The 17,783-nt window shown below is 35.7% G+C and carries 15 protein-coding genes; 9 read left to right on the forward strand and 6 right to left on the reverse strand.

All coding sequences use genetic code 11. The annotated features are described in order from the left end of the window. Window positions 1-163 precede the first annotated feature (163 nt). The 5 genes from tgt (at window position 164) to R2Q59_RS09495 (ending at window position 7,086) form a co-directional block, all read left to right on the forward strand. On the forward strand, window positions 164-1,294 hold the full coding sequence (gene tgt, locus R2Q59_RS09475) for a tRNA guanosine(34) transglycosylase Tgt (protein WP_316768610.1): 1,131 nt from the start codon (window positions 164-166) through the stop codon (window positions 1,292-1,294). Continuing rightward, window positions 1,295-2,398 (forward strand): LptF/LptG family permease, encoded by a 1,104-nt coding sequence (locus tag R2Q59_RS09480; protein ID WP_316768198.1) that lies wholly within the window; start codon window positions 1,295-1,297, stop codon window positions 2,396-2,398. It begins immediately after the preceding gene. Further along, complete coding sequence (locus R2Q59_RS09485; RefSeq protein ID WP_316785325.1) at window positions 2,398-3,291, forward strand: DMT family transporter; 894 nt, start codon at window positions 2,398-2,400, stop codon at window positions 3,289-3,291. Before R2Q59_RS09480 ends, R2Q59_RS09485 begins: the two co-directional genes overlap by 1 nt. Before the next feature lie 695 nt (window positions 3,292-3,986). Next, a complete protein-coding gene (locus R2Q59_RS09490; RefSeq protein ID WP_316785326.1) occupies window positions 3,987-6,794 on the forward strand; it encodes a hypothetical protein in 2,808 nt (935 codons plus the stop codon). 4 nt (window positions 6,795-6,798) lie between these two features. After that, on the forward strand, window positions 6,799-7,086 hold the full coding sequence (locus R2Q59_RS09495) for a LapA family protein (RefSeq protein WP_316768204.1): 288 nt from the start codon (window positions 6,799-6,801) through the stop codon (window positions 7,084-7,086). 475 nt (window positions 7,087-7,561) lie between these two features. Here the strand turns inward: R2Q59_RS09495 and R2Q59_RS09500 are convergent, their stop codons facing one another. From R2Q59_RS09500 to R2Q59_RS09525, 6 genes are all read right to left on the reverse strand, one after another. After that, window positions 7,562-8,728: a trans-sulfuration enzyme family protein gene (locus tag R2Q59_RS09500; protein WP_316785327.1), complete on the reverse strand. Its 1,167-nt coding sequence runs from the start codon at window positions 8,726-8,728 to the stop codon at window positions 7,562-7,564. 73 nt (window positions 8,729-8,801) lie between these two features. After that, on the reverse strand, window positions 8,802-9,218 hold the full coding sequence (locus R2Q59_RS09505) for an OsmC family protein (protein WP_316785328.1): 417 nt from the start codon (window positions 9,216-9,218) through the stop codon (window positions 8,802-8,804). 87 nt (window positions 9,219-9,305) lie between these two features. Then, window positions 9,306-10,109 carry a 4-(cytidine 5'-diphospho)-2-C-methyl-D-erythritol kinase gene (ispE, locus tag R2Q59_RS09510; protein ID WP_316785329.1) on the reverse strand — a complete coding sequence of 268 codons (804 nt, stop codon included), beginning with the start codon at window positions 10,107-10,109 and terminating at the stop codon, window positions 9,306-9,308. Window positions 10,110-10,176: 67 nt separating this feature from the next. Beyond that, window positions 10,177-10,512 (reverse strand): DUF86 domain-containing protein, encoded by a 336-nt coding sequence (locus tag R2Q59_RS09515; RefSeq protein WP_316785330.1) that lies wholly within the window; start codon window positions 10,510-10,512, stop codon window positions 10,177-10,179. Beyond that, window positions 10,502-10,807: a nucleotidyltransferase family protein gene (locus R2Q59_RS09520; RefSeq protein ID WP_316785331.1), complete on the reverse strand. Its 306-nt coding sequence runs from the start codon at window positions 10,805-10,807 to the stop codon at window positions 10,502-10,504. The genes R2Q59_RS09515 and R2Q59_RS09520 overlap by 11 nt, the downstream gene beginning before the upstream one ends. 98 nt (window positions 10,808-10,905) lie before the next feature. After that, window positions 10,906-11,490, reverse strand: a complete 585-nt coding sequence (locus R2Q59_RS09525; RefSeq protein WP_316768220.1) for a DUF1287 domain-containing protein — start codon at window positions 11,488-11,490, stop codon at window positions 10,906-10,908. A gap of 362 nt (window positions 11,491-11,852) precedes the next feature. Between R2Q59_RS09525 and R2Q59_RS09530 the strand changes: the two genes are divergently transcribed. The 4 genes from R2Q59_RS09530 to secDF all read left to right on the forward strand — a co-directional run bounded on the left by R2Q59_RS09530 (window position 11,853) and on the right by secDF (window position 17,760). Then, window positions 11,853-13,163 (forward strand): Gfo/Idh/MocA family oxidoreductase, encoded by a 1,311-nt coding sequence (locus tag R2Q59_RS09530; protein WP_316785332.1) that lies wholly within the window; start codon window positions 11,853-11,855, stop codon window positions 13,161-13,163. A 119-nt stretch (window positions 13,164-13,282) separates the two neighbouring features. Beyond that, complete coding sequence (locus R2Q59_RS09535) at window positions 13,283-14,077, forward strand: thymidylate synthase (RefSeq protein ID WP_316785333.1); 795 nt, start codon at window positions 13,283-13,285, stop codon at window positions 14,075-14,077. 116 nt (window positions 14,078-14,193) lie between these two features. After that, a complete protein-coding gene (locus tag R2Q59_RS09540; RefSeq protein WP_316785334.1) occupies window positions 14,194-14,682 on the forward strand; it encodes a dihydrofolate reductase in 489 nt (162 codons plus the stop codon). 108 nt (window positions 14,683-14,790) lie between these two features. Beyond that, window positions 14,791-17,760 (forward strand): protein translocase subunit SecDF, encoded by a 2,970-nt coding sequence (gene secDF, locus R2Q59_RS09545; RefSeq protein WP_316768228.1) that lies wholly within the window; start codon window positions 14,791-14,793, stop codon window positions 17,758-17,760. Window positions 17,761-17,783 lie beyond the last annotated feature (23 nt).

A 17,783-nucleotide genomic window follows, 5' to 3' on the forward strand; every position in this document is an offset into this window, starting at 1 on the left:
GGCTTTATGTTGATAAAAAAATAATTGGGGAATAGGAAATAGATAATAGTGAATAGATGAACGAGCTAAGTAGTCGACCTATTTTCTATTCCCAATTCCCTATTTCCAAAAAATAAGGGATATTTTGGCTATTTTTGTCAGATTTTTCGAAGAAGATACACACATGAAATTTACTTTACAGGCAAACGACCCGTTATCAAAAGCTAGGGCTGGAACAGTTACAACAGCGCATGGCGATATACAAACACCTATTTTTATGCCTGTTGGTACGGCTGGAACTGTTAAGGCAGTACACCAAAGAGAACTGAAGGATGATATTAAGGCTCAAATTATTTTGGGGAACACCTATCATCTATACCTTAGACCAGGATTAGATATTATTGAGCCAGCAGGTGGATTACATAAATTTATAGGTTGGGACAAGCCAATTTTAACAGACAGTGGCGGTTATCAGGTTTACTCTTTAAGTAAAGTTCGTAAGATAAAAGAAGAAGGCGTAACTTTTCATTCGCACATAGATGGTTCAAAACATTTGTTTACACCAGAATACGCAATGGATATACAGCGTACCATCGGTGCAGATATTATCATGGCATTTGATGAGTGCACACCTTATCCTTGCGATTACAAATACGCCGCGAACTCCATCAATATGACCCACAGGTGGCTTAAACGTTGCTGCCATAGGTTTGATACCACAGAACCAAAATACGGATTTGACCAAACGTTATTCCCTATTGTACAAGGTTCGGTTTATAAGGATTTGAGAGTAAAATCTGCCGAATTTATTGCCTCAATGAACAGGGAAGGTAATGCAATTGGCGGATTATCGGTTGGCGAACCCGCTGAAGAAATGTATGCAATGACGGAGGTTGTTTGCAATGTTTTACCTGTTGACAAACCAAGATATTTAATGGGCGTTGGTACACCAATCAACATTTTAGAGAATATTGCGTTAGGTATAGATATGTTTGATTGCGTAATGCCAACCAGAAATGCAAGAAATGGGATGCTATTCACTAGAAATGGAATGATTAATATCACCAATAAAAAGTGGGCAAATGATTTTTCTCCAATTGATGCCGAAAGCGATTTATATGCAGACCAAGTTTATTCTAAAGCATATTTAAGGCATTTAATGCATTCAAAAGAAATATTGGGTGCTCAAATTGCCACATTACATAACCTACATTTCTATTTATGGTTAGTAAACACAGCTAGAGAAAAAATCATTTCTGGTGAATTTTACGAATGGAAAAACAAAATGGTGACTATATTAGGCAATAAATTGTAAATGAAATTCATCAAGCAACGCTTAAAAATCATAGATAGCTTTATCATAGGCAAATACCTAGGTACTTTTGTATACACCTTGGTCTTGTTTGTGGTTATCATCGTTATTTTCGATTTATCTGAAAAATTAGACGATTTTTTAAAGCGTGATTTGAGTATTTGGCAAACCATTACACAATATTATGCAGGTGCAATTCCGTTTTACGTGAATATGCTGTCTCCCCTTATCAACTTTATTGCAGTAATATTTTTTACGGCAAAAATGGCCGACCAAACTGAAATTGTACCCATTTTAAGTGGCGGAGTTAGCTTTAATCGCTTTTTAAGACCTTATTTGATCTCCTCATTTATCATTTTCTCAGTTAATCTAGCTTCCAATCTTTACATACTTCCATATACCAATCAAATTAAAAACAAGTTTGAAAATGAAGTTGTGAATGAGAAAGACCCTTCTGTAAAAACCAATATACACATGAAGGTAGACAACAATACCTATATCTATATTGATAATTTTGACAATAAAACAAATATAGGTTATCGCTTCTCACTTGATAAATTTCAAGGCGATAATTTAAAGAAAAAGCTCATTGCAGACCGAATTGAGTGGGATTCTTTAAAGAGAGTATGGAAAATGGTCAACTACTCTACAAGAAACATAGATGGCTTAAAAGAAAGTATGGTGTATGCTAACACTAAAACAAAAGACACCATTTTAGATATGAAACCTGATGACTTCTCTGCGTACCAGAATGTTTTTGAGAGCATGAGTGGCAAGGAATTATCAGATAAGATTAAAAAAGAGAGAATTAGGGGCTCAGGCATCATGAGCGATTTACTTTTTGAGCAATATAAGAGATGGTTTCAACCGCTATCTGCCTTTGTGTTAACGCTAATTGGCGTGGCATTGTCTTCTCGTAAGGTACGCGGAGGCGTAGGATTACCGCTAGGAATAGGCATCATTTTAAGTTTTGCCTACATCGTTTTTAACCAATTTGCTAAGATGTTTTCTACCAAAGGTGGATTACCACCTCTTTTGGCCGTATTATTACCTACCCTATTTTTTGGACTTTTAGGATTATATTTGTTGCGTAGAGCACCAAAATAATGAATCCGAACCCTAAAGCCAACGACAATAAAAACTTACTAATCCTTCACCTTACTGTTTTTGTTTGGGGCTTTACAGGCATCTTAGGAGCTTTAATTTCAATTAATGCCGTGCAAATGGTATGGTACAGGGTTTTAATAGCCAGCATCTCCCTATTCGTTTATTTTATGCTCACTAAAACAAGCATTAAGGTAACCAAATCGCAGTTTCTAAAGTTCTTTTTTACTGGGAGTATTGTAGCCATTCATTGGATATTCTTTTTCCATGCCATTAAGGTTGCCAATGTCTCTGTAAGCTTAATTTGCCTCTCTTCAGTTACGCTTTTCATAGCCATATTAGAGCCGCTAATGAAGAAACAAAGGATTTCTAAGGGTGATATCTTTGTAGGATTATTAATCATATTAGGCATTTATCTCATCTTTAAATTCGAATCCAAATATACCTTAGGGATTATTTTCGGCCTTTCCTCGGCAATTGCCGCAAGCTTATTTTCGACTATAAACTCAACTTTGGTGCAGAAAAACAACCCAAGTATTATAGGTTTTTATGAATTGAGCGGCGCCTTTTTTTGGATTACTTTATATCGTTTATTTGATAAAAGCCTACTTGTAGAGACCTTCAATTTGAGTCTGGAAGACTGGTTTTACCTGTTCGTTTTAGGTACAATTTGTACTGCTTTAGCATACGTTGCTGGCGTGTCTGTAATGCGAACTTTGTCTGCTTTTAGGGTAGCTTTAATTACCAATTTAGAGCCTGTTTACGGCATCGTTTTAGCCTTCATTTTGTTCGGTTCTAAAGAACAAATGACAGGCGGATTTTACCTAGGTTCCCTCTTAATTTTAGCAGCAGTATTCATCTACCCCATCTATAAAAAGCGTAAAAATCAAAGTTAATTTTCCGCTTACAAAGCTACACTGAACATACAGGCTTACCTGCTTTTGAGCCATCCAAAAGACTCTAAAAATCCTAACACAAAACTTTAGCTACAACAGTATTTCAACACCCAATCATTAAGGCATAAACGCATGTATTTGGGCTTCCATAAAGGGTAGCCCTATAGGGTAGGGGACAAGAAAAATGTCAGTACAAAAGAGTCAAAAACTAAGCTAAAAATCTGTTTAAATTCACGCTAAAAAACACTAAAAATAAGACTGAGTTTTCAACTCAAATCCCTTCGCCGTTAAAGGTCAAATAGCTATCAAAAACAAGCAGGAAAATAGACTCAAAACAACTCAAAACAAGTCCATAACTTACCAATTTTAACAAGGATTTTCTTTAACCCAGCACAGGGTTTATCAACAAAAATCGTATACATTTCAAAAATGTGAAGAAAAAATTTGCTTTAAATTAGATAGAAATAGTGTATCTTAACTTCGTTATTTTAACGAGCATCACAATTCTACAGAATCTATTCAAATGCAGTTTAAAATCTCGTAATTTACACAAAACCATCACAAAATAGGTAATTTAATTAAAGTATATATAAAATTGAAAATCAGTCAATTAAATAATTATAATTAAATAAAAATATTATCTATTTCCGTCAATCAAGAAATTTAAAAACTAAAAATATTAGCACTCTTTCAATATGGTATTATTAAACAGCAATATAAAATTGAAAACCAGTATTTTAACTATCATATTATCAAGTATTATTTCACTTAGCAGTTTTGGACAAATTTTTGATAGCGAGCAAAGCCCACTTAGTGTAAAATGGAAGAAAATTTACACGAATGGCTTTTCTATCATCTACCCTACCGAGTTAGAAAATGATGCACAAAGAATGGCTAATACCATCACCAAAATTTACCCCTCAGTTGGTCAGAGTTTAGGACGTCAGAAAACCACCATTCCAATCGTACTTCAGAACCGCGGAACAGTAGCAAATGGCTTCGTACAACTAGCTCCAAAAAAGTCGCAATTTTACACCACCCCTCCACAGCAATTTGATAGTCAAGATTGGCTAAACAATTTGGCAGTCCACGAGCTGAGACACGTTGCCCAATTCGATAAAATTACTGGCAACGAAAAATTATTTTTAACCGAAGAAATCTACTTTGCCTACATGGGCGTTACCGTACCAACATGGTTTTTTGAAGGCGATGCAGTAAGCACAGAAACATCATTAACAAATGCAGGCAGAGGAAGGCAACCATCTTGGATTATGCCTTTCAGAACTTCGCTCCTTAGCGGTAAAAATTTCTCTTATTCAAAAGCCTATTTCGGCTCTAACAAAGACCAAACACCAGGCTACTACCAACTCGGCTATTTGATGAGTTCGGATCTAAGAAAAAATTATGGAAAAGGAATCATGGACAGCTTACTGAGCGACATCCATGACAAACCCATCAGACTTTATCCTTTTTCTCAAAGCCTAAAAAATTATACTGGCAAAAACACGAAAAATTATTATTTGAAAACTACCGCTCAAATTAAAAGCGATTGGCAAAAACAAGACGAGCAAAACAAGAGTGAAAATTACGTGAGCTTAAATCGCCCTGCGAAATATGCCAGCAACTATTTTTTGCCCACCGAAATTTCTACAACGCAAATTCTTGCGCTTAAACAAACCAAAGGAGATGCAGCAGGGTTTGTATTGGTCAATGCCGACAAAAGCGAAGAGAGCCTATTTAAAATCGCTTATCAGGAGCAACCTTGGTTTAGTTATGGGAACGGAAAACTAGTTTGGGACGAGATTAGATATGACCCTCGATACAAACAAAGAAGCTACAGCGTAATCTGCATTTACGATTTTGCCACCAAAACAAAAAAGCAATTAACTTTTAAATCGAGGTACTTCTCTCCTGCCCTTTCGGCCGACGGAAAAAAACTAATTGCCGTTCAAATCGATTTGAGCAACAAATCAAACTTAATTGTTTTGAATACGCAAAGCGGAAAAATTCTAGAAACCATACCAAATCCAGATAATTTAATTCTTCAAACGCCAAGCCTAAACGCCGACGGCTCAAAAACTACGTGGATAAGCGTGAGTGAAAAAGGAAAAGCTTTATGGATTTCAGAAAATGGGAAATCGACCAAATTAATTAGCGAAACCAACCAACAATTAAGCAGACCCATATTTTTAAACGAAAATATCGCATTTAACGCTCATCTAAGCGGCGTTGATAATGTTTATGAAGTTTTACCCTCAAGCAAGAAGATAATCGCTCTAACGGCAGCTAAATTTGGTGCTTTTAATCCGAGTTTATCGATGGATGGGAAATCAATTTTGTTTAACAATTATCAATTGGTGGGTTATGAAATTGCTAAAACTCCAATCGACCAAAAACCTGTTCAAGAAAATCACTTTGTGTATTTTGGCGAAGAAGCAGAAAAGCAAGAGAACACCAAAAATGTTTTTGATAATATCCCTAAAGAAGTTTTCGTTTCAAAACCTTACAAACCTTTTGCACACCTTTTCAATTTTCACAGCATTAGCCTTTCAACGGATGATGATGACAAATTAAACTTACAGTTAAAATCTAACGACCTCCTAAACACCTTCGATTTTTATACTGGAATTGGTTATGATGATGAACTGAGAAAAATAGAATATAATGCAGGTTTCGCTTACAAAGCTTTATACCCAGTTTTAAGTGCCACTTTTAAAAACCGTCCTAGATTGGGTTATTACAAACAAGGCAGCACAATTAACAAAGCCGAGTGGAGAGAAAATTACTTAAAAGTTAAAGCAACAGTTCCAGTTAGCTTTAGTGCGTATAACCACAATTACAGTTTTGTTGGCGAAGTCGGAACAACCTACACGCAAAGAAATTTTGAAGCCAAAGAAGCAGCCCTTTTCAATAAAAACATCAATTTCCCTATGACTTATCAATTTGGATTTTCGCACAGCGTTCGTGTTGCAGAGCGAGATGTTGCACCACGATGGGCACAATCTGTAAGTTTTAGTTATTTTAACCAACCGTTCGACAAAAGCTTAAACGGAGATTTATTTGCTTTTGAAAGCAATTTCTATTTTCCAGGTTTTGCAAAAAATCATTCATTTACCGCTGGCTTTAACTACCAAAAAACTTCTGGAACGTTAAATTTCAACAACGAAATCACCACGGTGTACGGCTACAATCAAATTGTTGCGAAGAGTCTGTTAAGAAACACATTGCTGCTGAATTACCGCTTTCCAATTGCATTTCCAGACCTAGAAATTGGCTCTTTAGCTTACATCAGAAATTTTAGGGGTGGCTTTTTCAGTCATTATGAAAACATTGGCTCTGAAACAAATTTATCGCAACCTAAAACTTTTGGCCTCGAATTGCGTAGTAGTATGAACTTGTTGCGCTACCAACCAATTGTTGATTTAGGCGCAAGATTGGTTTTTGTAAATCAAATCTACAATCAAAACCCTATCTTAGAGTTCACGTTTAACTATAGTTTTTAACCCTATGAAAGCAAAAACCATATTCATCATCGTTATTACCGCTTTATTAACCACTTTTTTAGTCACAAACAGCGACCCCGTAGAATTTACTTTCATCATTGGGGAGCCAGTTTCTGTGTCAAAACTAATTGTGATTGGCATTTGTGTTTTAATCGGCTTTATCATTGGTTTTATTGTAGGCAGACCACGTAAAACAGTGAGCACTTACGATACAGAAATCGAAAAAGGATATGCTGGAAACACAGAGAATAAATCTAATTTAAGCGACGAGGATAGAGATTATATCAGTTAAACCCCTAAATCCCCTGAAGGGGACTTTGTATAGTTGGAATGTAGGCCGCATTAAAGGCAAGTCCCCTTCAGGGGATTTAGGGGTAAAGCAGTTTCCTTTTCCATAGGAAATTTTAGCCCCGCTATCGTTTCAATCTTTTTTGCGGGTTATTATAGTCATCCGATGAATATAACCAGCTGTACAAGTATTCATCGGATGACTAAATTGGCGAAACCAAAAAAGTATTTTCACTGCTATCGGGTTTATTTTACGCAGGCAGCTGCAACTATGTAGGTTTGCTCCTAGCAGTTGCCAAGACCCACCAACTTTGTTAATTAAACCTTATTGGAACGAGCACGTAGGGATAACCTTTCGGTTACCCGAAGTAAAGTGGAAAGAAGGACTGAAGAACCGATGAAACACTGACATTCGTTTTCAAAACAAAAAAACCTTAACGATTACGCTAAGGTTTTTAAATACTGTGAACTGAAAACTGCTAACTGTTTAGCGCTCCCTTAATATCAGCGATAATATCATCAATATGTTCCAAACCAATAGATAAACGAACTGTTCCTTGCTCAATTCCAACCTCTAAACGTTGTTCTTCAGTCAATTTTGAGTGGGTACTTGTTGCTGGGTGAGTAGCGATTGAACGTGTATCGGCCAAGTTTGCAGAGATAGAAAACATTTTCAATCCATCCATAAATTGACGAGCACCTTCTACCCCGTTTTTAACAACTACGGTTACAATTCCCCCACCCTGTTTCATTTGCTTTTTAGCAATTTCATATTGAGGATGAGATTTTAGAAACGGATATTTCACTAACTTAACTTGTTCCTGCCCTTCTAAAAATTCGGCCACTTTTAAGGCATTTTCACAATGTCTGTCCATTCTAATTGCCAAAGTTTCTAAGCTTTTAGATAAAATCCAAGCGTTAAAAGGAGACAATGATGGGCCGCTATGGCGAGCAAAATTGATTATTTCGGTTATCAAATCTTTGCTACCTAAAATAATACCACCCAACACACGCCCCTGACCATCAATATATTTGGTTGCAGAGTGGATAGAAATATCTGCACCTAATTTAATAGGCTGTTGTAAGTATGGCGTTGCAAAACAATTGTCGACTACTAACAAAACGTTGTGTTTTTTTGCCAGACCAGCTAAAAACTCCAAGTCAATAATATCAATACCAGGATTTGAAGGTGTTTCTACAAAAAGCATTTTGGTATTCGGCTTAATTAAACCTTCCCAATCTTGTGGCTTGTCTAAATCTGCATAATCGAAAGTAACACCCCATTTAGAAAACACATTAGTTAATAATTGGTGTGTTGAACCAAAAACCGAACGGCTCGAAACAATATGATCGCCACTTTTTAAGAAAGCACCAAATGTTGTAAAAATAGAAGCCATTCCCGTTGCGGTAGCGAAACCATCTTCTGCTCCTTCTAACAAACACATTTTTTCTATAAACTCAGAAGTGTTTGGATTAGAATAACGGCTATACACATTTCCCTCTTTTTCGTTAGCAAACAAAGCACGCATTTCCTCTGCATCATCAAACTTATAACTTGAAGTTAGATAGATAGGCGAAGAATGTTCTTTGTGTAAACTTCTTTCTGTTTGGGTACGAATAGCGATGGTTTCAAAATTTTTGGACATTGTATGAGATTTGAGTATTGCGATATGAGATTTGAGATGAATTGCAGGTGTTCTAAACCTTAAACCCTACACCTTAAACCTTATTTATTGTGTAAGTAAAGTTAATTTTTGCAGAGCGACCTAAGATATTTGCTACCGAGCAGTATTTATCGAAAGTTAAAGCCAAGGCACGTTCTACTTTTTGTTCATTCAAATTGCCAGAAAGGTTAAACTGAATATTAATTTCTTCAAATATTGCAGGTTCTGCAGTTACTCTTGAAGCTTTAATATTGATTTTGATATCTGCTAAATCTTCCTTTTGTTTGGTAAGAATATTTACCATATCAATTCCACTACAACCACCTAAACCAATCAGTAAAGTTTCCATTGGTCTAAAGCCCTTTCCTTCTCCCCCAATTGCGGGATTTGCATCTAACTCAACAGTAAAACCGCCTTCGTTGCTTGCTTCAAAATTAAATTTCCCGCTTTTGCGGATTAGGTTTATTTCCATTTTCAGTATCAAGTATTATCCTCCCCAACCCTCCAAAGGAGGGAGTGTAATCATCGCTCCTCTCTTTTGGGGAGGTTGGGAGGGGATTTAAATATCGTAAAAAACCAAGTTATCTTTTTCCAATTCTGACAATTTAACTGGCTTTTCAAAAATAGCGTAAACAGATGAACCGCTTCCACTCATTAGCGCAAATGTAGCACCTGCAGCATAAAGCTTTGTTTTTATTTCGTCAATTTCTGGATATTTTTCAAAAACAGAAACCTCAAAATCATTTAAAATATTGGCTTTCCAATCGCTTAAAGGCAAATGTATTAAATCTATTAAGGATGTGGCAGGTTCTTTAACTTTTACTTTGCTGTAAGCTTCGGCAGTTGAAACGTGAATTGGTGGCTTAACCAGTACCATAAAATGATTGGATAAATCAACTTGTAAATCTTCAAATTCATCGCCTTTGGCAAAAGCATAAGCAGGTTTGTTTTCGATAAAAAAAGCACAATCTGCACCTAAAACCCTTGCGTAGCCTTGCATTTTTTCAACTGACAAACCCAAATCAAATTTATCATTAACCAATTTAATTAAAAACGCAGCATCTGCAGAACCTCCTCCTAAACCAGCACCAACAGGAATGTTTTTTAATAAAACAATTTGTTGATGAGGTAAATCAAAGTCCTTTTGTAAGGTCTTAAATGCCTTCAAGCAAATATTATCATCGGCATTGCCTGGTATTTCGATACCTTTTATGATACATTCCGTTATTTCAGAATCAATCAATTCTACTACATCATACAGCTTAACAGGATAAAAAACGGTTTGTAGGTCATGAAAGCCATCAGTACGTTTCTCCGTTAAGAATAGTCCGAGATTTATTTTAGCATTTGCAAAAGCGAGCATTTTATTTTATTTTATTGTCATCCTGAGCGAACCTGTCCCGACTTCTTCGGGAGTCGAAGGATTAGATTTACGATTGCAAATAGCCCTGAACTTCTACTTTTAACTTCGGAAGTTCTCGCACAATGATAGTCCAAATAATTTCGTCAGAAATATTATCATAACTATGGATAATTTTATTGCGAGTACCCACAATATTCCTGGCATTTTCAATGGAAAAATCAGGTTTTTCTTTTAGTATTCTGTTTATCGCCTCACCAATTATTTCGATATTTCGCTCAACGGCCTTTTTTGTTTTCAAATCTTTTTTGTATTCCAAAAAACCATTCGTTTCATTAATAAACATAAAAATTTCGTCGATACTTTGTTCAACATCAAGCAACCAAGTTAGAATTTTAGGCTCCATAGATTTTAACCTTAGTACGTTCTAATTCTTGTTTAAAAAACCTATTCCTTATTGCTCTTTCTTCCAACAAATCTATCTGCCTGTTTAATAAATCTTCTAACTTCCTCTTCAAGTTAAAATACAAATCTGTATAACTAAATGGGTCGCTTTCATTAAAGTCTACAACTAAATCTATATCAGAATCATCATTAAAATCATCTCTAACAATAGACCCAAAAGCAAAAAGAGATTTTACATTGTTCTTTTCGCAAAGCCTCTGTATTTCTTTTGTCTTTAACTGATTGAGATTATCCATATAGCAAATATACAACTTTATGATTTTAGTTTGATAAGGCTAGTCGTAAGCCTTTGCAGATATATATCTGGGAAATCCAAAGTATTAAATACTGAACCTCACACCTTATATTGATAATGGCCAATGATTTTAAAGGAAAAAAGGCAATCTTCCAATACTTGACCAGCACCTATGTTATGAACAATTAAGAACCTTTTTCCATCGGCAGATTTTTTATTTACCACCAAGCCGATGTGTGATATATTTCCACTTAAATTCCAACACACAATATCTCCCGGCTTATAATCATCAGCATTTTTAGTCATTGGTTTTACAGTTCCCTTACGCTTAAAGAAAACCATTAAATTATAAACTCTTCTATGGTCTATGTTTGCATCTGGCGTTTTCCTGCCCCAATCTTTTGGATAAAGTTTAAAATTCTGCTTCATGTCTTCGTGAACGTTCTTTTGCAAGTCAGTTCCCAAAGTTCGGTAAGCCCTAATCACCACATCGGTACAAACTCCTTTACCAGCAGGCACATCTCCATTGGGATAAGGTATTTTAAAATAAGCAGGGTCGTAAACTACTTTTTGCTTGGTTAAAGCAATTGCAGCATCAGAAAGTTTTAGTGCCTGTGGAGACTGTCCAAAACTTTGAAAGGCTACCAAAAAGAGAACCAAAAATGAATATAGTTTTCTGGACATATAAATCTACTTATGTTGCTTCAAATCTAATTCAATTTTATGGCATAGAAAAGTTTAGAACAATTTTCAGACCTCAGAGAGGTCTAATATCTATAGGAAAGGAATGAATTAAGTGTGCGACCCCAGCTGGGGTCGTATATTATTTAAGCACCTTTTTATAAATATTTTATCCCCCTGGGATAACCAATGAATAACAATCCTACTCTTGGAACCTCTGAAAAATAGCAATTTAATATACTAACAAAAAACAATCGTCCATTTAACGTTTATTTTTTAGTGCTTTTGCTATTAACATAAAATGATTTATTATATTGTGTCAACTATTGTAAGAACGAACCAATTATAATCACAACCTGAACACAATGAAACGTAGAAACTTCATCCAATCTAGCTCCATTTTATTAGCAAGCACTGGCTTGGCATCAGTAATGCCTTTAGATTTATTAGCATCTGCTGCGAAAGCAGACAAAATTCGTTTTGCAGTTATTGGCGTAAACGGGATGGGTTGGTCTAATTTAAATGCCTTAATAAAGGATTCAAGGGCACAATGTATTGCCATTTGCGATGTAGACAAGAACGTTTTAAATAAAAGAACTGCAGAATTAGCAAAGAAAAACATTACTGTAACTACAGCATCTGACTATAAAACGATATTAGCAAACAAAGATATTGATGCCGTTGTAATTGGAACACCAGACCATTGGCATTGTAAAATAATGGTTGATGCTCTTGCTGCTGGCAAAGATGTTTATGTAGAAAAACCAGCGGGCAACTCAATTGAGGAGTGTAATATCATGGTGGCTGCTCAAAAAAAATATAATAAAGCAGTACAAGTTGGACAATGGCAACGTAGTCAAAAACACTTTGCTGATGCAATGGCGTATGTTCATTCTGGTAAGTTAGGCAACGTACGCTTGGTTAAAGCTTGGGCGTATCAAGGTTGGATGAAAGCTATACCAACTGTAGCTGACTCACCTGTACCAGAAGGTGTAGATTACGCTGCTTGGCTTGGCCCTGCAACAAAAAGGCCATTCAATAAAAACCGTTTCCATTTTGAATTTAGATGGTTCTGGGATTATGCAGGAGGCTTAATGACAGATTGGGGTGTGCACATGATTGATTTTGGCCTAATCGGTATGAAAGCAGAAACACCGATAAGTGTTGTTGCTTCTGGAGGTAAATTTGCTAACCCTAATGATGCTTCTGAAACACCAGACACTTTAACTACAATCTATCAATTCAAGGATTTCAACTTACAATGGGAACACGCAACTGGAATTGATGGAGGTCCTTATAATAGAAACCACGGTGTTGCTTTTATTGGTAACAATGGCACATTGGTAGTAAACAGACAGGGTTGGGAAGTGATACCTGAAAAAGCTGATGGAAAAGACAAAATTGAGCGTGTAGAATTTCAAAAGTCTGTTGATAATGGTTTGGAAAAACATACTAGCAATTTCTTAGATGTTGTACAATCTAGAAAATTCGAAGACCTAAAAGCACCAATTGAAGCTGGCTCTCATATTGCAAAAATTTGCCAGATGGGAAATATCGCTTACAGGTTAGGTAAAAAAATATATTGGGATGCTGATAAAAATAAATTCACAGATAGTGAAGCCAATAAATACCTAACTGCGGCCTATCACAATGGTTATAAATTGCCAACAGTGTAGTTTTTTTTATTGCTTCGCCGTTAGGAAAATCCACAATGTGGAAAAAGCAATAAGATTAAGAGTATTTAAATTTTTAGTTTTGTATAAAATAATTAAAGGCCCCTTTAGGGGTTTGGGGTATGAAACAATATTTAGATTTAATGCAACATGTGCTAGATAACGGCACACAAAAGCACGATAGAACAGGAACGGGAACCATTAGCGTTTTTGGATATCAAATGCGTTTTAACCTTCAAGAAGGTTTTCCGATGGTGACTACAAAAAAGCTGCATCTTAAGTCTATTATACATGAACTAATTTGGTTTTTAAGTGGTGATACTAATATTAAATACCTAAAAGATAATGGTGTTAAAATTTGGGACGAGTGGGCGGATGAAAACGGAAACTTAGGACCGGTTTATGGTTCACAATGGCGCTCTTGGCCAAAACCAAATGGTGAAAAGATTGACCAAATCACTCAAATCATCAATACCATTAAAAACAACCCAGATTCGAGAAGAATTATCGTTTCTGCTTGGAATGTTGCTGAAGTTGAAAACATGGCATTACCTCCGTGTCACGCCTTTTTTCAATTTTATGTAGCAGATGGCAAATTAAGTTGTCAATTATACCAACGCAGTGCGGATATATTTTTAGGTGTACCATTTAACATCGCATCTTATGCTTTATTAACCATGATGGTTGCTCAAGTTTGCGGATTAGAGTATGGAGATTTCATCCATACACTTGGCGATGCACATTTATATAACAACCACATCGAACAAGCAAACTTGCAGTTAAGTAGAAATACCAAGCCTTTACCTCAAATGCATATCAATCCAGCTGTAAAAGACATTTTCGATTTTAAATTTGAAGATTTTACTTTGGAGAATTACGACCCGCATCCGCATATTAAAGGAGCTGTGGCGGTATAAATTATATCGTCATTGCGAGGGTCGATTTTTCATCGCCCGAAGCAATCTTAAAGCGAAATACAACTATGGAGATTGCTTCGTGCCTAGCAATGACGTGAAGTATTTAAAAAAAACCAATGAACAAACTATCCATCGTCGTAGCCATCTCAGAAAACAAAGCAATTGGCAAAGACAATCAATTGTTATGGCATTTGCCTGCCGATTTGAAACATTTCAAAGAAATCACCTCTGGACATACCATTATTATGGGTAGAAAGACTTATGATTCTATCGGCAGACCACTACCAAACAGAAGAAATATTGTAATTACCCGCAAAGCTGATTTACAAATTGAAAACGTGGAAGTTGTAAACAGCCTAGAAGAAGCAATATCGCTCTGCAAAAATGAAGAAGAGGTGTTTATAATAGGTGGAGCAGAGATTTATAAGAATTCTATTTCATTGAGCAATAGGATTTATTTAACAACGGTTCACAAAGAATATGAGGCTGATGTTTTTTTCCCAAAAATAAATGCGGATGAATGGGTAGAAACCTATCAAGAATATCACGGACCTGATGAAAAAAATAGCGTAGCTTACACTTTTTCGACGTTAGAACGCAAATAATTAAACTTCCTTAATAAAATTACAATAAGGTAACTATTATTTAAAAAAATAGTTAGATTTGCCGACTTGTTTAAAAACAGCAAATAGAAAAAAATTATACAACAAAAAATGCAAGGTAAAGGTTTTATTAAATTTATGGCAATACTATTGGGTATTGTCTGTCTGTATTCTCTTTCGTTTAATCTAGTTACATATAATGTAGAAAAAGACGCCAAAGCGTACGCCAAAGGCGACACAATCAAAGAAAAAGCGTATTTAGATTCAATGGCTACTCAGCCAGTTTATCCAGTATTTGGCTTAACCTATCAGCAAGTTAAAGGTAAAGAGATTAACCTTGGCCTTGACTTAAAAGGTGGTATGAACGTTACCATGGAGATTTCTTTAGCTGAGCTAACTAAATCTTTGGCAAATAATACTACAGATGCAAACTTTAACGAAGCATTAAGAAACGCACAAGCAAAATTAAATGCTGGAGGTAGTGATTTCATTTCGTTATTTGTTAATGAATACGAAAAACTTGTACCGAATGGTAAGTTAGCCGATTTCTTTTCAACTCAAGATAATGCTGCGCAGTTAAAAGCTAATGCAAGCAATGCTGATGTAAAAAGTTTCCTTTCTAAAGAAGCTAATAGTGCAATTGACCGTTCATTTATCATTTTGCGTAGTCGTATTGATGGTTTTGGTATGGTTAGTCCTAACATGCAAAAACAAGAAGGTTCTAACAGAATCTTTATTGAGATGCCAGGTGTTCAAGACAAAGAGCGTGTTCGTAAATTATTACAAGGTTCTGCTGAATTACAATTTTGGCAAGTTTATCAAAATCCAGAAGTATATGGCATTTTAGATAACATTAATAAAACTCTTGCTGCTAGTCTTAAAGATACTGCTACAGTTGCTCCTGCGGCTAAAGCAACAGATACTACTAAAGCTGATAATAAATTAGCTGGTCTTGGTAAATTAAACAAAAAAGATACTTCAGCAACTGCTAAAAATGCTGATGCGGCTAAAGCAAGTCCACTAATTGGCACTTTATTAGAAATTCAAGCTTACAAAGACCAAAACGGACAAATTCAATTGGCTCCTGGTGCTGTTGTAGGTACAGTGCTACAAAAAGATACTGCTAAGGTGATGGCATATTTTGCTAAACCAGAAATTAAACCACTTATTCCAGGCACATTGAAATTCATGTGGGGTCTTAAACCTAAAGATGGAACTAAGCGTTTTGATTTATATGCAATCAAAGTAACATCAATGGATGGCAAACCAGCTTTAGGTGGTGATGCAATCTCAAATGCTCGTAGCGATTACGGTGAGAACAACAAGCCTCAAGTTTCTATGAACATGACTGCTGATGGTGCTGCAAAATGGAAAAAAATTACTGCAGAAGCAGCTGGTATTCCAGATGACCACTCTGACGACAAAGCAATTGCTATTGTTTTAGATAACACAGTTTATACTGCTCCTACTGTAAACGGCGAAATTCCAAATGGTAGCTCTGTTATCTCTGGTAGTTTCACTATTGATGACACTAAAGATTTAGCTAACATCTTAAAAGCTGGTAAATTACCTGCTCCTGCTAAAATCGTTTCAGATTTCGTGGTTGGTCCTTCATTGGGTCAACAAGCAATTGATAGCGGTTTATCATCATTTATCATTGCATTCGTAGTTATTTTAGCCTTTATGGCTTTATATTACAACAAAGCTGGTTGGGTTGCTAACTTGGCATTGTTAATTAACTTATTCTTTATCATGGGTGTACTTGCAGCATTTGGTGCTGTACTTACTTTACCTGGTATTGCTGGTATCGTTTTAACAATAGGTTTATCGGTTGATGCGAACATCCTAATCTTTGAACGTGTGAGGGAAGAACTCGCTCAAGGTAAGAGTACGGGCGTTGCAATTAAAGAAGGTTTTAAACATGCAATGTCTTCAATTATCGACTCAAACGTAACCTTGTTTATCTTAGGTGCTATTTTGGCTATCTTCGGTACAGGACCAGTACGTGGTTTTGCGGTAACCTTAATGGTAGGTATTGTAACTTCATTATTTGCAGCAGTGTTAATCTCTCGTGTAATATTTGAAGGTTTATTAGCTAAAAAAGCAAATATTTCATTCGATAATAAATACACCAAAAACGCATTTAAAAATATTGCCTTCAACTTTGTTGGACGTAGAAAATTATACTACATTATCTCTACATTAATCATTATTGCTGGTATTGGTTTTTATGTTAAAAATGGCGGTTTAAACCTTGGTGTAGATTTTAAAGGCGGTAGAACTTATATTGTTAAGTTCGATAAATTAATGAATACTGAAGAAGTTGCTCACAAATTGGTTCCTCATTTTGAAGGTGAAGAAGCTTTAGTTAAAACTGCTGGCACGGATAATTCATTAAAAATTACTACTCCTTATCACATCCAAGATCAAGACCCAAATGCTGATAAAATTGTTGAAAATGCCTTAAGAAAAGGTTTAGCAGAAACTGGTGCTAAGTTCACTATCGAAAGTCAACAAAAAGTTACCCCTACTATTGCTAGTGATATCATTTATGGCGCTTATGGAGCAATATTGTTCTCATGTGTGCTAATGTTTATCTACATCTTAGTTCGTTTTAGAAAATGGCAATATGGCTTAGGTGCGGTTATCGCATTGTTCCATGACGTGTTATTGGTATTATCATTCTATACTATTTTAGATGGTGTATTGCCCTTCCCATTAGAAATTGGACAAGATTTTATCGCTGCTATTTTAACGGTAATGGGTTATACAATGACAGAAACTGTAGTTGTGTTTGACCGTATTCGTGAGAAATTAGGCGAATCTGGTAAAACTGATGTTTATGGTGCAGAAAGAGATACTTTAATCAACTTCGCATTAAACAGTACATTAAGTCGTACTATCTTAACATCATTAACCGTATTCTTCGTGTTATTGGTAATCTTTATTTTCGGTGGTGATAGCATTCGTGGATTTATCTTCGCATTGCTAATTGGTCGTATCATTGGTACATATTCATCATTATGTATCTCTACTCCTATCGTAATAGATTTATCTAAAAACGAAGCCAAAAAAGCTTAATTAAGTTTAAATCATAAAATACA

Source organism: Pedobacter frigiditerrae (assembly GCF_032678705.1).
GTDB lineage: Bacteria > Bacteroidota > Bacteroidia > Sphingobacteriales > Sphingobacteriaceae > Pedobacter > Pedobacter frigiditerrae_A.